Below are 14,588 nucleotides of genomic sequence, written 5' to 3'. Positions count from 1 at the left end.
AGTACGTGGCTCAAGGTTATGATAAGAAATCTTAAGATTATCGTTCTAACGTTTAGCGTAATTTAAGCTATTTGTCTTTTAGGCAACGAACAGGTTGTCTTTCACGAAACGAAAAGAACAAAAAGCCCCTTAACATCGAAAGCTCGATAGAAGGGGCTTCGTCTATGTCTTAGCAATGAGCTTCTAAGTCAATTAAAAAGCAGCTAAGTCAATTTAGGTGTTTGAGCTTTGAATCAAACACGACCTTGCAGAGGAATGATCGTCACTGTCTCGCCAACTTTCACAGTATCAACTGCTGGAGAGATTTCGATTAAGCAGTTCGCTTCACTCATTGAACGCAGAATACCTGAACCTTGCTTGCCCGTTGTTTTCACTTCAAGCACGCCAGATTCATTCATCGAGAACACACCACGGCTAAATTCAGTACGGCCTTGGCGTGAGCGCAGTTGTTCAGTTGCTACAGCATTTGCTTTTACTGGTGTCCAGTTCGTTTGACCTTGAAGCTTGCGGATCGCAGGCTCAACAAAGTTAATGAACGACACCATCACAGCAACAGGGTTACCCGGTAAACCAAAGAACGGCTTGTTCTCAATCTTACCGTAAGCCAATGGGCGACCTGGACGCATGTTGATACGCCAGAAGTTGATTTCACCCAGTTTATCTAACGCAAGCTTGATGTAATCCGCATCACCAACAGACACACCACCAGAAGTCAAAACCATATCGGTTTCAAGCGACGCAGAATGCAGCACATCCATCATCTTCTGCTCATCATCTTCAATGATGCCGTAATCGACGATGTCACAGCCGAGCTTTTGAAGCATGCCGATAATAGTAAAACGATTTGAGTCATAGATAGAGTTTGGTTTTTGCTCGTGACCCGGCGCTTGAACTTCATCACCCGTAGAGAACACACCCACTTTCACTTTACGCAGAACAGGGCAGGTACCAAAACCTAACGACGCCATCATGCCCATTTCTGGCGCTTCAATGCGTGTGCCACGTGTAAAGACAGGTTGGCCGATTTCTAAATCTTCACCTGCCATACGGACATTTTGTCCAACCGAGATTTTAGCATCAGGGAAGCTAACTTTATCGCCATCTTGGACGGCTTGTTCACGCATCACGACAACATCAACGCCTTCTGGCATTGGTGCGCCCGTCATGATCTTAACCGCTTCACCTTGTTGAACGATTTGCTCGTAGCTGTGACCCGCCATGACTTCAGCAACGATGTTGTAGCTGTCCAATTCTAGATCTTCACTACGAATTGCATAACCGTCCATTGCAGAGTTGGTATTCTGAGGAACGTTGATTGGCGAAATCACATCTTCAGCCAGCACACGGCCGTAGCCTTGCAGTAATTCAACACTCTCTGTGAGATCGAGTGCGTCAATGCTATCAACAATCTTTTGCTGACCTTGAGTAACGGTTAAACCTGCAGGAGAGAACGAATCACAACAAACAGCTGGCGCAGCGTCTTTTGAAGATGAGCATGACACTGCTTTGCCTGTTGTAGAGGCAAGGTCAAAGGACTGCGCGTAATTGATGATGAAATCACGAATCGCTTCTAAATCGCTGATCGCCATTTGTGGCAGTTCTGATTCAACTTGGCTGTCTGCCGCGATAGCAATAATGTTGTTATCGTTTGGATATAACCAAGGTTTGCCCACTTCATCTCGGTGCAGTTCAATTTTAGGGAAGGCGATGTTCTTACAGCCTTCAACCAAAATCAGATCAAGCGTGTTGGTATCAAATCGAGTCAGCAGGTAATCAAAATCGGCTTCGGCTTCTGGTGTTTCTGTCATCATCACGTGACGATTACGAGAAGCGATCAACATTTGGTTTGCGCCCGCTTTACGCAAGCGGTAACTGTCTTTACCCGGCTTATCGACATCAAAATCGTGGTGAGCATGTTTTAACACGCCAACTTTTAAACCCGCATCAGTCAACAGAGGAAGCAGGGCTTCAAGTACGGTCGTTTTGCCTGTACCGCTATAAGCAGCAAAGCCCAATAAAGGAAGGTTAGGGCGTTGTTTAGAATCTTTCATTATTGAAGCGTTCCGAATTGGGTGAGTTCTTCTGGCGTGTTGAGATTGACAAAGCAGTTAGGAGAATCGCTAAAATCAACGTATTCGGTGACACACTCTTTGTATAGCAAGATGATTTTACGATCACCACGTTCCAAAAACGCTTCTAGCTTTGGCAGAACACGTTTGTGGAATAGGGTGAATACAGGTTGCTTAAACTCGCCATCATGCGCGACAAGAATGTCACTGTCTTCTTTAACTGCAGAACAAAAACGCTCAACAAGGTCGTCACTGATTTGTGGGCTGTCGCAAGGGACAAAGCCGACCCAGTCTGTGCTCGCGTTTTTAAGGCCAGCATGAATACCGCCCAATGGACCTGGATAGTCAGGGAAGGAATCGGAAACAACCGGAGCAAATGCTTGGTAACTGTCTAAGTTACGGTTGGCATTGATGGTGATGCTGACATCTTGTTGTGACAGCTTGTTTATAACGTATTGAATAAGCGGAGAACCGTTGAGCTCAACAAGTCCTTTATCTTTTCCGCCCATGCGGCTGGCCTGTCCGCCAGCCAAAATAACCCAACTAGTTTGCGTTGGAAGCAGCATAAATATTCTCTTGTGCTTTATCTTTCTGAATAACTTGCAGAAGCGGCGATTCGGTCAAAGTATTGTCTTTGATCCACCATTGCTTCTTACATAAGTCGGTTAACGCGTTAGTTTGGTGACTAGTGATGACTAAACTCGCGCCTCTTTGAAGAAGATCTTCGGCCATTACCACCAATCTTTCAATAGATTCTTTGTCTAAAGAAGCACTTGGTTCATCCATAAGCAAGATTGACGGCTTAAGAATCCAAGCTCGTGCCATTGCAACGCGTTGACGCTCACCACCAGACAACACAGAAATGTGTTCATCTGCCAAGGTTTCTAAACCTACCATTCTCAGCGCATTAATTATTTGAGCTCGCTTATCTTTTTGGCTCTCTTTGTTAAAGCGAATGCCATAAGCGACATTTTGGTACACCGAACCATCAAAAAGATAGGGGGTTTGATGCAGGTAGATAATGTCTTTGAACTTGAGCCTAGGGAATAAGATCTGCTGCCAGCTTTGTGTCGGAGACTGAATGCGGCCGGAGCTTGGCTGAATCAATCCAGACAATATTTTAAGTAGGGTCGTTTTACCCACACCATTATCTCCTTTGAGATAAATGGCATCGTTGGGGCCGATCGACAATTCGGGAATATGGAACAAAACACGCTCTTTGTAGCGCATTGAAATTTGCTGCGTTGTTATTTTTATACTCATGACAGCGTTCCTAAGTTCTTAAATAGCCTTTTCCTCTCACACTGGAAAGGAAAAAGTTAAGGGCTAATGCCAATGCTAATAACACCATACCGAGGGCGACGCCTTGAGCGAATGCGCCTTTGTGGCTTTCCATAGCGATAGCTGTTGGGATGTTTCTTGTCATCCCCATAATGTTGCCACCGACCATCATTGAACAACCAACCTCAGTGACAATACGAGAGAAGGCAGCGATAGTTGCCGCTAAAAGAGGGAAGCGCGTTTCCCAAATTAACGTACACGCCACACGAGTCGTTGATACGCCAAGCGTGCGCGCCGTTTCAACCGCTCGGCGGTCACTGGCTTGGAGAGCGCCATGCATCATCGCAACTAGGATAGGGAAACAGATCACCATTTGACCTAGAATCATCGCCTTTTGGGTGAACAGCAATTGCCAATCACCTAACGGGCCAGAGCGAGAAAGCATCATGTACATCAACAAACCGATAACCACAGTAGGGATCGCTTGCAGGGTGTTGATCACTGAAAGCAGAGCCCATTTCCCGGGGAACTCGGTATAAGCCAATAAGAAAGCCATAAGGATTGCAGGAACAATCACCAATGAGATGGCGGACAAAGACACGCTGAAGGATACCGCGACGATTTTCCACAATTCGTGGTCAAAGCTCACAAGTAGATTCATTGCATCAATCGTTGTTTGCCATAGGGTCATGAAGTATCTCGTGTAAATCGATAATAGGTTTTATCGGTAATGACTGATGTTAATCATAGCTGACCCAAACTATTTGAGTGTGTATTGGTCAGCTATTGTTTCTTTAAATGCTTCAGTTAACTGGTTAGTTAAGCGTAGTGCTAATTGGAATTAGTACTTACAACAAACCATTCTCAGCTTGTTATAAACGAATCTACGCTGACGAAAAACTACTCTGCGCTCGCTACAAACAGCTGTTTGCCATGCAGTTTAAAGTCGTTAATCAGTTTCTGACCTTTAGGGTTCACCAACCAATCACTGAATACTTTCGCTGCTTGGTAGTTAATGCTTGGGTAGCGCTCTGGGTTAACAAGGATTACTTGGTAAGGGTTGAATAGGTTCTTGTCACCTTGGAAAAGGATTTTAAGATCCAGTTTGTTTTGGTAAGCCAACCATGTGCCACGGTCTGTCATGGTGTAGCCTTGCATTTCAGACGCCATGTTCAGAGTAGGGCCCATGCCTTGACCAACACTGCGGTAGCCACCAAAGTTTGGTTCCATTTTAGTTTGTGCCCAAATACCCATCTCTTTCTTATGAGTACCAGAGTCGTCACCACGAGAAACAAAGGTCACGTTATTGTTCGCGATTGCTTTGAACACATCAGTCACTGCTTTTTGAGATTCAATCTTCGCTGGATCGCTTTGAGGACCAACAATGACAAAGTCGTTGTACATCAGCTTGCGAGGTAGAACCCCATAACCTTGCTCAACAAAATTCGCTTCAGCCTTTGGGGCGTGAGTCATCACTAGATCTACATCGCCATTCTCACCCATGCGAAGTGATTTACCTGTACCCGCCGCTAGAACATCAACTTTGATACCAGAATCTTTTTCGAACTCAGGTAATAAGTAGTCAAGTAGACCTGAGTGGTAGGTACTTGTGGTTGTCGCCAATTTGATATGGGTGGTGTCTTCCGCGCTGCTAGCCGTGTAACTGACGATAGATAGAGCTGCAATAGTTAGGGGAATTGCTTTCATTATTATTATGTCCATTCTGTTATAAATGAATGACATGCCTTCAATTTTAAAGGGCTCAAAGAGGGCATGTGCATAAGACGCTAATTGTTGTAATTAGAAATCTACACCTTATAAGCAATCTTAATGCCAACAAATAATGCATCAGATTTCGTTAAATTGCTGTTATTTCGGACAAAACTGAGTCTTTTACCCCGTTAAAATGAATCAAAACATGAGCTAGGACAAAATGTCGCACATTGTCCCTGTTGGAGAAAAGGTTAATTGGTACACTCTGTCCCAACTTTTCTCACCGGCTAATCATTATGTCTTTACCTAGTTCATCTGCATCCAATCTCAACCCGAACACATTGACTCAGTATCAGGCGTTTTCCGTCTTGGTGGTCGATGATGAATTGGGTATGCAGGCTATCTTAAAGAAAGCACTGGGTAAGTTCTTTGGCAAGGTGTCGAGCGCAGGATCGGTTGAAGAGGCTGAAACGCTGCGTTCGAGCGAACATTTTGATCTGATTGTCCTTGATATCAACCTACCAGGCCGCTCTGGCATTGAGTGGGAAGAGGCGTTTAACGACAACGACAAACGCGCCGATGTGATTTTCATGACGGGTTATGCCGATCTAGAGATGACCATATCCGCGCTTAAGCTTGGTGCTTCAGATTTTATTCTTAAGCCGTTCAACCTCGAACAGATGATACAAGCGGTTCTGCGTTGTATGGATAAGCGACTCGACCAAAGAATGCAGTACGCGTTGAAGCGTGATGTGAGTCGTCATATCAAGACTGAACTGATTGGCAATTCAGACAAGACCAAACAACTTAAATTACTGATCAGTCAATTTGCACCGTCTCGAGCGTCCGTCTTGATAGAAGGTGAGTCGGGTACCGGCAAAGAGCTGGTTGCTCGTGGTGTACATGAAGCCAGTAAACGCACAGGTCCATTTGTGCCAATCAACTGTGGTGCGATTGCTCCAGAGCTTCTAGAAAGTGAACTGTTTGGACATACATCAGGCGCATTTACTGGTGCGAAGAAAAACCGTGAAGGTCTTTTCCGAGTCGCAAGTGGTGGCACCTTGTTCCTTGATGAAATTGGTGAAATGCCACTGCCAATGCAAGCTGCATTGTTACGCGTGTTAGAGCAAAGAACCATTCGTCCAGTCGGTAGCGAGAAGGAAATTTCCGTTGACGTACGAGTGGTGGCGGCGACCAACCGAAATCTTCAAGAAGAGGTCGATAAAGGGCACTTCCGCCGCGATCTGTTCTACCGACTCAATGTACTTAAGATTGATGTGGTGCCATTGAGAGAGCGCCCGTCAGACCTGATTGAACTTGTTCCATACTTTACTCGTCTTTTATCGAGCGAGCTTGGCATGCCAGTTCCAAATTGGGCACATGAAGATATCTTGGCGTTGAACGAATACGAATGGCCGGGAAATATTCGTGAACTTAAAAACTTAGTCGAACGATGCATTCTTTTAGACAAGCCACCAGCACACTATTGGCGCGAGATTAATGGTGATCCTGTTCCCGCTAGCATTTCAGTGACGGTGTCACATGGTGCGGAGATGCCAAACTTGAATAATGCAGACGCTGCCGAGGGTTATCCAAACACTTGGACACTCAAAGAAGTGGAAAAATCTCACATAGAACAGCTTGTTAGTTTCCATGATGGCAATAAATCGGCTGCTGCGAGAGATCTTGGCGTCGCACGTAAAACGCTAGAACGTAAATACAAAGATTGGAACACAGAAGGCTCTGAATATGCCGATTAGACGTCGTTGGTGGTCAAAGTGGGCGTTCCGATTCAAAACAATGGTTCGCTACCGCTTATTATTTCTAACATCAGCTCCGATCATTCTAACCTTGTGCGCGCTTGTGGCTATCACACTGTATTGGTCAATACATTACACGTGGCAGGGCGCTCTGATTGATGTCGATGAGCGTTTGGATGTTGCCGATAACAGTATTCACCTGATCCAAAATCAGCAGGCATACAACGTTCGTGCGTTTGCCGAGTCTTATAACTTTCGAACCAAACTCGCGAGTGATCTTTCACACGAAGAGCTAACTCGCTGGGTGTCTGAGAACAAATCTCGCTATGAGCTCGATTTTCTGCGTTGGCGCAGTGTCGAGAGCATGGAAAAGAAACTCGAGTATCTGAACTTAACTCATAAATCTTCATTTTTCAGTCTCTTAAGCCGTAACGAACTCAATTATCTCGATCGTGACCTCGCTAAAAAAGCGGAAGTTCCGATGCTCAATGGGCAAGAAGTTGAGACTCGCGGATTGGTAAGCCGAACCGTTGTATCCATCAAAGATGAACACGATCATGTGATTGGTTTTCTGGATGGTGGGATCTTACTGAATAACAGCACTCAACTTGTCGATCAGATCAGTAACCTTATCTATCCACAACGAGAAGGGTTTAATCGTCATATTGGTACGGTCACGGTTTTCCTTGATGATCTTCGTGTTAGCACCAACGTGCCTTTGAGCAGTGAAGACAGTGTAGGGCGCGCCATTGGTACGCGTGTTTCTCATGAGGTTCACTCAAAAGTCTTAAATGAAGGCAAAGAATGGCTAGATCGAGCGTATGTATACGACGCTTGGTATATCACGGCTTACCAACCAATCCATGACCAGTTTAATAATGTAATTGGTATGCTCTACACCGGTTATTTGATTTGGCCGTTGATAGAAACCTACTTGACCAACCTTGGCGAAATCAGCATTACCATTGTGTTGCTGTTGTTGGCATCCGGTTTGATCGTTCACCGTGGCGCGCGTGATCTTTTTAACCCAATTGAACGCATTCATAAGGTCGTCAAGCTAGTACAGATGGGTCAAGACAAACGCATTGGCACGCTAGGTTTGGATGATCAACACGAACTGACACTGCTCGCTAAACAGTTCGATAAGATGTTGGATTTACTGCACGAGCGTAATCAAGAGATTCAACAAGCGGCGTCTGAACTTGAGTGCAAAGTGCATTCTCGTACCGCGAGTTTGAAAGAGAAAACCGAAGAACTTGAACTGCACATCAAACTGCTCAATCAAGCCAGAGATAAGCTGGTGGTCAATGAAAAGCTGGCCGCGTTAGGTGAATTAACGGCGGGTATTGCTCATGAGATCAATAACCCAACCGCCGTGATTCTTGGCAACGTTGAATTGATGAAGTTTGAACTGGGCGATGAAGTGAGTCGTGTAGACGAAGAAGTCCACGCGATCATGGAGCAAATTGACCGAATTCGAAATATCACACGAAGCCTGCTTCAATACAGCCGTCACGGCGGCGTACAAGACGAAATTACGTGGCAACATATCAATCCAATTGTCGATGAAAGTATTACGCTCGTAAAAACAGGCGCGAAGAAGAAAGGCATTGTGTACGTATCACAGCTGAACGCTAAAACTTCAGTCGAAGTGAACCGAAACCAATTACTGCAGATTCTGGTTAACCTACAAATGAACGCGATTCATGCAATGGACGGTCAGGGCACGTTAACCATTTCGAGTGAAGACTGGGTTGAAAATGGTGTGTCTCATGGCGCTATCGTTCATGTTCAAGATGAAGGCTGTGGTATTAAGGAAGAACAACTGAAACGTATCTTCTCGCCTTTCTATACCACCAAACGAGATGGCACGGGCTTAGGGTTGTCAGTATCTCAGAGTATATTGAGCCAAACTGGCGGCGAGATCCGAGTTGAATCTGAGGTAGGTAAGGGAAGTTGCTTTAGTATCTATCTTCAACAGAAAGCGACACCTCAATTGCTTGTATCAAACCTATAAGTTCTAAGAACTCATTCACTGATATTATCATCTGATAATATTTCTAACGCGCTTGGGCTATTACACGAACGTTTTAGCCCAAGCACGAAAATTCCGCACTACTAATCTATCGCAAACCAAATCTCAACTCGCTGCAAATGAGGTACTCCAAGCCTCACAATCGCTCGCAGAAGACAGTCAGAAAATGGCGAACACTACAGAACACCTTACTGAGCAATTGAAATACTTTAAGGTTTAGCATCAATAGGACTATTAGCTTGAAGATAAAAAGCTCATAAAAAAACACCTCTGCACTTGCGATAAGTTCGGAGGTGTTTTTATTTATGGCTAGTCATTTGCTATAAGCAACAAACGTCTAAAGCATCAAGCCTAATGCGCCGCTACTGAAATTTTCGGTGGGTTGATGTTGTGCTTCTTAAACTCTTTCATCACACGCAAAGTAATGTCGGTTTCAAACAGCTTCTCATACGCAGTATCCACAACGTAAGCCTTACAAGTTAGCTGTATTGCTAGGTAGTTATCGGTAATCGTCTGTTTAACCAAAACCGTTACAGGTTTCGGCAAGTGGATATAACGACTAGAAGACGCCGCTTCTTGAATCAGGTCGCGGGCTAGGGTGATGTCTTCATCCATACCGACGTAAAACGGAATCACCACCTGCATGTCCAACGCACCGTAGTTACCACTGGTGGTCACTTCATTTAAGAACTTGTTGTTCGGAATGGTAATGATGTCGTCATTCAGGGTTCTCATTCGCACTGAACGCAAACCAATGGTAATAATATCGCCGTAGTTGCCTTCGAACGTGACGCGGTCACCAACTTGAAAGGGTCTATCAATCATTACCGTGATGCCCGCGATAAATGAAGCTGCCAAGTCTTTAAGCGCAAAGCCGACCGACACAGCGAGGGTACCACCAATCAAAGCCAGTATTTGGTCGTTGATTCTAAAGCTCATCATGAACACGATAAGACCGGTGCTCACGTAGATAAAGAACTGAGTAAACGACTGCAGTTTCTGTAGCAACATTCGGTATTGCACGAATTGGCTACCAAAACTGGTCACCATTGAGTTGATAAACTTAAGCAGCAACCACATTGCAGCGATAACGATCATGGAGAAGAACACGCCGCTCCATCGCACTAGGCTCGCTATCTTTGAGATGTTTTCTACATTGGCTAACTCTTCCGTCGCAAAGGTCGGGAAACTGACAGCACTTGCCAAGCCAACAAATAGTAGGATAAATAACTTCTTCATTTTACTTCACCAGTAGATGTTGACGGTCGAGAACGTTAGTAATGTGGCGGAACCAGTGCTCGGAAATTCGAGCCTTTTCTTCATGCCAACCAATATAACCACGGCTTTCAAAGTAACGCAGAATACCGGTTATCTCAGCCGTACTTAGCTGCGTACAATCAGACAAGACTTCTGGAGACGCGATTTCCAACTGCACGATAGAGCGAAGTACAGCCAACATAGGTTTTGGCATGTTTTCCAGCTCCTGTGCTTCAGGAACATGAAACAAGCGCACCACGGCTTGATCGGTATCTTTGTTTCGATTCAAAGAGAGTCGGAAGAAGCGCAGCGCAACGGTAGGGTTACCATCAGAGTAATGCCACAAGATGCGGTAGAAGCCTTGTCGTGCTCGATCTTCCTCACTCATGTCATCTTGGTCCCACTGTTTAGGCACCACTAAACCATCAAACGATAACGGCTTCTCAAGCTCCGTATTGATACGGCTATTTAGAAGCTCACCGACTTGTTTCTCTGTCCAACGTGGTAGGAAACACACCAAATCAAACAGCAGACGTTCACCACGCGCACGATCGACAAATCGCCAGCTCGACTTAGCAATCGAAATTACGATACGGTGATTCTTTTTAGAACGGCGCAGTAGGTTGGTTAAACGGATCAAATCAGACAGGCCGCCAACCATTGGCTTAACTAGACGTTGTGCATTGTCGATCGCAATCAGGTACGTGGTCTTGCTTTTACGAAGGTGAGCCAAAATCTGAATCTCAGTCGCTTTTTCTTCCAAGCCGATGCTCACGGCTAAATGCGCTAACAGCTCTTGGTAACCTGCGTAAGGGCAACTTACGTAGACAGGCTCAGCGTTAGAGACTTTGTGCAGCAGAGTATAAAGCAGCGTTGTTGCGCCCACACCACGTTCACCTGAAACAATACAGATAGCAGGGCTGTCTGACATCAAGTAGCGAGACAGTTGCTTAACCTCATCACCGGCGTAATCAATTAGCGTGCTGTCGATATTACCCGGCAAGATGTATTCATAGGTTTGATCGCCTTTGATTCGAACCAAGTTTTGTTGGTTTTTATCAAGATCAGACTGCTTAGCCACTTCGATTCTAAACAGATAAGCCAAAGCTTGGCTAAACAGCGTGTAATTAGATAGCAAGGCCATGATGCGGTGTTGGAAGCTGTACACGCTCAACCATACGATGCCAATTGCCGTTGCTACTATATTAAGTAGGAAGGTTTCCTTGCGGTTTACCGCCCAGTTCACCCATACCGGACGATCGGAGATGTGTTGCAGCGTATCAAAGACTTTCGCACGCCATAATCTAAGCACTGAAATGGTAACCAGTACAAACCAGAAAAATAGGGTGCTGTAGATCCAGCTATAGATAGTGCCTTTGCCTAGCGTGATGCTCGATATCTGAAGGGTTACACCCGCAACAATGAAGCTCCATACATAACGGCGAATAGTCGATAGGCGCAGCGCAATCACTTCTTGATTGGATGTACGACCTAAACGATACGCAAATTCCAAAATAAAGCTGATGGCAATCGAACCACCTAGAATCCACCAAGTGAAGATCTCAAGGAAAATCAGGTGTTGTAGGCTAGGGATGCTGGAAAGCACTCTTAGTGAAAGCGTAATCGCGATTAACCAAGCAATCGCACGATCAGCGCGGCTGATATACCAGATCACACGTACTAAGAAAGGAGGGTTCGTTTTCGCTTCAAGAAAATTAACTCTGAACAACTCAATCAAACGAGTGCTGTTGGTAAGCCACCACGCTAAACCAAAATAGATGAACAACACTTTTAACGATGCACCAATCACAGGCACTGGCGAAATAAAGATGTCTTTAACCAGCGCTTTAAAGCTACGAATCTGGAAGTAGACAAGATACTCAATGTTGAGCTTGGTTAATTCCCACTCTTGCTTAAATTGAGTTACGCCATAAGGGCCAAACCCCGTTAGGCGCTCTTTATTAGCGGAGTTCGTCTGCTCTAATAGGTGTTGCTTGCTTACATTCAAGCTATTCAAAGTGACGTAGCTGGTTTGAACGGCAAACCATTGTTCGGCGTCGTTGTTCGCTCTATAGGCTTTTATCTGTTGCTCGAAGGTTTTGATTTCCTGCTTTTGAACTTGTAGCACTTCAGCGAGCAATATATTGACTTGGCGTCTGTCCGACGGCTCCATAAAGAGGGGGTCGGGTAACGAATCAATTCGATCATCGAGATCAACAGCAGAATCGGATACCTGCGGCTGAGATTGTAAGTCATATTCCAAGTTGGCATTACTAGGCCAAGAGAGAATGGCCAAAGTGAGGATTAAGAAGCGCGATAGTGAACGCATAAAAGTCTCTTAGAATTATGAGGTTAGGATTACTATAGTTAGATAATCTGACTTTGTGAAATCCAACCCCGTGTCGGGGGCGAGTACTTTATTCCTGTTTCGAGCGATTTTGTCATGAAATTGTCACGGATTAGGCTAGTATTTGAGCATCTTTATTATGTCTTCTGTTGCGTTGATCGGGTTGGCTTTTACTGTGACCAATCAGCATACGATATATTCAATGGTTGGCATGATTTGGGACGTTATATACCGCCCATTATGGTGCGCTGTTCGATATTTTGTTTTTCCTTAAAATCGACGGTTTTACGGCGATAAATAGAAAACCAAAAATGTGAGTCAGTTCAAACTATGATTTGGCTAGGTTATCACTCACTTAATGGCCAGTAATTGCAATCAATACTTGCAGTTAAAGCCCTGAACAAGTAACGTTGCGGCGTTTTTCACATTAAAAAGGTAATGGCATTGATCTCCACAGCAAATATCACCCAACAATTCGGCGCTAAGCCACTTTTCGAAAATATTTCAGTTAAGTTCGGCGAAGGCAACCGCTACGGTTTAATCGGCGCGAATGGCTGTGGTAAATCGACGTTCATGAAGATCCTATCTGGTGAACTTGAGCCAAGTGCTGGTAACGTAAGCTACGATCCAAACGAGCGCGTTGCTAAGCTAAACCAAGACCAGTTTGCTTACGAAGAATTCACGGTAATCGACACGGTTATCATGGGTCACAAAGAGCTTTGGGCTATTAAGCAAGAGCGTGACCGCATTTACTCTTTGCCAGAAATGAGCGAAGAAGACGGCATGAAAGTGGCTGACCTTGAAGTTCAGTTCGCTGAAATGGACGGTTACATGGCAGAAGCTAAAGCTGGTGAGCTTCTTCTAGCGGTAGGTATTGAAGAATCAATGCACTTCGGTCTGATGAGCGAAGTAGCACCGGGTTGGAAACTTCGTGTTCTATTGTCTCAAGTACTGTTTGCAGACCCGCATATCATGCTTCTTGACGAACCAACGAACAACCTGGACATGGACACCATCAAGTGGTTGGAAGACACGCTAAACCAACGTAACTGCACAATGATCATCATTTCGCACGACCGTCACTTCCTAAACTCTGTTTGTACACACATGGCTGACCTTGATTACGGCGAACTTCGTCTATTCCCAGGTAACTACGATGAGTACATGACGGCTGCGACTCAAGCTCGTGAGCGTCTACTGTCTGACAACGCTAAGAAGAAAGCACAAATTGCTGAGCTTCAAACGTTCGTATCTCGTTTCTCTGCTAACGCATCTAAAGCGAAGCAAGCAACGTCACGTGCTAAGCAGATCGATAAGATCCAACTAGACGAAGTTAAAGCGTCTAGCCGTCAAAACCCATTCATCCGTTTCGAACAGTCTAAAGAGCTATTCCGTAACGCACTTGTGGTTGAAAACCTATCTCAAGGTTTTGAAGAAGACCTATACAACAAGTTCGACGGTATTTTCGAAGTAGGTGAGCGTGTTGCTATCATCGGTGAGAACGGTGTGGGTAAAACAACACTACTTAACACACTAGCTGGCGCTCTTGAGCCTCGCACAGGTGAGTACAAGTGGTCTGAAAACTCAAACATCGGTTACTACGCTCAAGATCACGCACACGATTTCGAGACAGACATGAACTTGTTTGATTGGATGAGCCAATGGCGCCAAGAAGGCGAAGACGAGCAAGTTGTTCGTGGCTTCCTAGGTCGTATGCTATTTGGTCAAGACGACATTAAGAAATCTGTAAAGGTTATCTCTGGTGGTGAGCAAGGTCGTATGCTTCTTGGTAAGATCATGATGCATAAACCAAACATCCTGCTAATGGATGAGCCAACAAACCACATGGATATGGAATCTATCGAAGCGCTTAACTTGGCTCTTGAGAACTACAAAGGCACATTGTTCTTCGTATCTCACGACCGTGTATTCGTAGACTCGCTTGCAACTCGTATCCTTGAAATCAAAGATGGCAAGATCAACGATTTCCGCGGTACTTACGCTGAGTTCTTGAAAGCACGCGGCTAAGCTTTAAGTTAGCCTTAGTTTTCAACTCTATGCGTTGGAAATTAAGCTATAAATTGAAAATTAAAAACGCCGTCATACTAAAAAGCATGACGGCGTTT

The 14,588-nt window shown here is 44.9% G+C and carries 10 protein-coding genes; 3 read left to right on the top strand and 7 right to left on the bottom strand.

Translation table 11 applies throughout. From position 1 onward, the window contains the following. Positions 1-233: 233 nt before the first annotated feature. From AB4161_RS01375 to AB4161_RS01355, 5 genes are all read right to left on the bottom strand, one after another. On the bottom strand, positions 234-2,051 hold the full coding sequence (locus AB4161_RS01375; RefSeq protein WP_372082609.1) for a bifunctional molybdopterin-guanine dinucleotide biosynthesis adaptor protein MobB/molybdopterin molybdotransferase MoeA: 1,818 nt from the start codon (positions 2,049-2,051) through the stop codon (positions 234-236). After that, positions 2,051-2,635 (bottom strand): molybdenum cofactor guanylyltransferase MobA, encoded by a 585-nt coding sequence (gene mobA / locus AB4161_RS01370; protein ID WP_004733776.1) that lies wholly within the window; start codon positions 2,633-2,635, stop codon positions 2,051-2,053. Before mobA ends, AB4161_RS01375 begins: the two co-directional genes overlap by 1 nt. Beyond that, the gene (locus AB4161_RS01365) at positions 2,613-3,332 is read right to left on the bottom strand and encodes an energy-coupling factor ABC transporter ATP-binding protein (RefSeq protein ID WP_372082607.1); all 720 of its coding nucleotides are present in this window, start codon (positions 3,330-3,332) and stop codon (positions 2,613-2,615) included. The genes mobA and AB4161_RS01365 overlap by 23 nt, the downstream gene beginning before the upstream one ends. 10 nt (positions 3,333-3,342) lie before the next feature. After that, positions 3,343-4,041 carry an ABC transporter permease gene (locus tag AB4161_RS01360; protein ID WP_017067174.1) on the bottom strand — a complete coding sequence of 233 codons (699 nt, stop codon included), beginning with the start codon at positions 4,039-4,041 and terminating at the stop codon, positions 3,343-3,345. 209 nt (positions 4,042-4,250) lie between these two features. Beyond that, positions 4,251-5,057: a substrate-binding domain-containing protein gene (locus AB4161_RS01355; protein WP_017077255.1), complete on the bottom strand. Its 807-nt coding sequence runs from the start codon at positions 5,055-5,057 to the stop codon at positions 4,251-4,253. Positions 5,058-5,359: 302 nt separating this feature from the next. Here AB4161_RS01355 and AB4161_RS01350 point away from each other — a divergent pair, with 302 nt between their 5' ends. Both AB4161_RS01350 and AB4161_RS01345 read left to right on the top strand, forming a co-directional pair. Next, a complete protein-coding gene (locus AB4161_RS01350; protein ID WP_029235435.1) occupies positions 5,360-6,823 on the top strand; it encodes a sigma-54 dependent transcriptional regulator in 1,464 nt (487 codons plus the stop codon). Beyond that, entirely contained in the window at positions 6,813-8,840 is a 2,028-nt protein-coding gene (locus AB4161_RS01345; protein ID WP_372082606.1) for a cache domain-containing protein, read from the top strand. Before AB4161_RS01350 ends, AB4161_RS01345 begins: the two co-directional genes overlap by 11 nt. A gap of 369 nt (positions 8,841-9,209) precedes the next feature. Here AB4161_RS01345 and AB4161_RS01340 read toward each other — a convergent pair whose 3' ends face one another. Both AB4161_RS01340 and AB4161_RS01335 read right to left on the bottom strand, forming a co-directional pair. After that, positions 9,210-10,097, bottom strand: a complete 888-nt coding sequence (locus tag AB4161_RS01340; protein ID WP_048612067.1) for a mechanosensitive ion channel family protein — start codon at positions 10,095-10,097, stop codon at positions 9,210-9,212. 1 nt (position 10,098) lies between these two features. Continuing rightward, positions 10,099-12,444 (bottom strand): ATP-binding protein, encoded by a 2,346-nt coding sequence (locus AB4161_RS01335; protein WP_372082605.1) that lies wholly within the window; start codon positions 12,442-12,444, stop codon positions 10,099-10,101. Between the two features lie 462 nt (positions 12,445-12,906). Here AB4161_RS01335 and AB4161_RS01330 point away from each other — a divergent pair, with 462 nt between their 5' ends. Continuing rightward, positions 12,907-14,490 (top strand): ABC-F family ATPase, encoded by a 1,584-nt coding sequence (locus tag AB4161_RS01330; protein ID WP_009846736.1) that lies wholly within the window; start codon positions 12,907-12,909, stop codon positions 14,488-14,490. Positions 14,491-14,588: the final 98 nt, after the last annotated feature.

This window comes from Vibrio sp. 10N.286.51.E5 (genome assembly GCF_041469125.1).
Taxonomy (GTDB): Bacteria; Pseudomonadota; Gammaproteobacteria; order Enterobacterales; family Vibrionaceae; genus Vibrio; species Vibrio crassostreae_C.
This window is presented reverse-complemented; position numbering and strand designations above follow the sequence as displayed.

Coding starts and splice junctions, on each gene's coding strand:
- AB4161_RS01365 (WP_372082607.1), bottom strand. CDS start 3,332: ATGAGTATAAAAATAACAACGCAGCAAATTTCAATGCGCTACAAAGAG.
- AB4161_RS01350 (WP_029235435.1), top strand. CDS start 5,360: ATGTCTTTACCTAGTTCATCTGCATCCAATCTCAACCCGAACACATTG.
- AB4161_RS01340 (WP_048612067.1), bottom strand. CDS start 10,097: ATGAAGAAGTTATTTATCCTACTATTTGTTGGCTTGGCAAGTGCTGTC.
- AB4161_RS01375 (WP_372082609.1), bottom strand. CDS start 2,051: ATGAAAGATTCTAAACAACGCCCTAACCTTCCTTTATTGGGCTTTGCT.
- AB4161_RS01335 (WP_372082605.1), bottom strand. CDS start 12,444: ATGCGTTCACTATCGCGCTTCTTAATCCTCACTTTGGCCATTCTCTCT.
- AB4161_RS01355 (WP_017077255.1), bottom strand. CDS start 5,057: ATGAAAGCAATTCCCCTAACTATTGCAGCTCTATCTATCGTCAGTTAC.
- AB4161_RS01360 (WP_017067174.1), bottom strand. CDS start 4,041: ATGACCCTATGGCAAACAACGATTGATGCAATGAATCTACTTGTGAGC.
- mobA (WP_004733776.1), bottom strand. CDS start 2,635: ATGCTGCTTCCAACGCAAACTAGTTGGGTTATTTTGGCTGGCGGACAG.
- AB4161_RS01345 (WP_372082606.1), top strand. CDS start 6,813: ATGCCGATTAGACGTCGTTGGTGGTCAAAGTGGGCGTTCCGATTCAAA.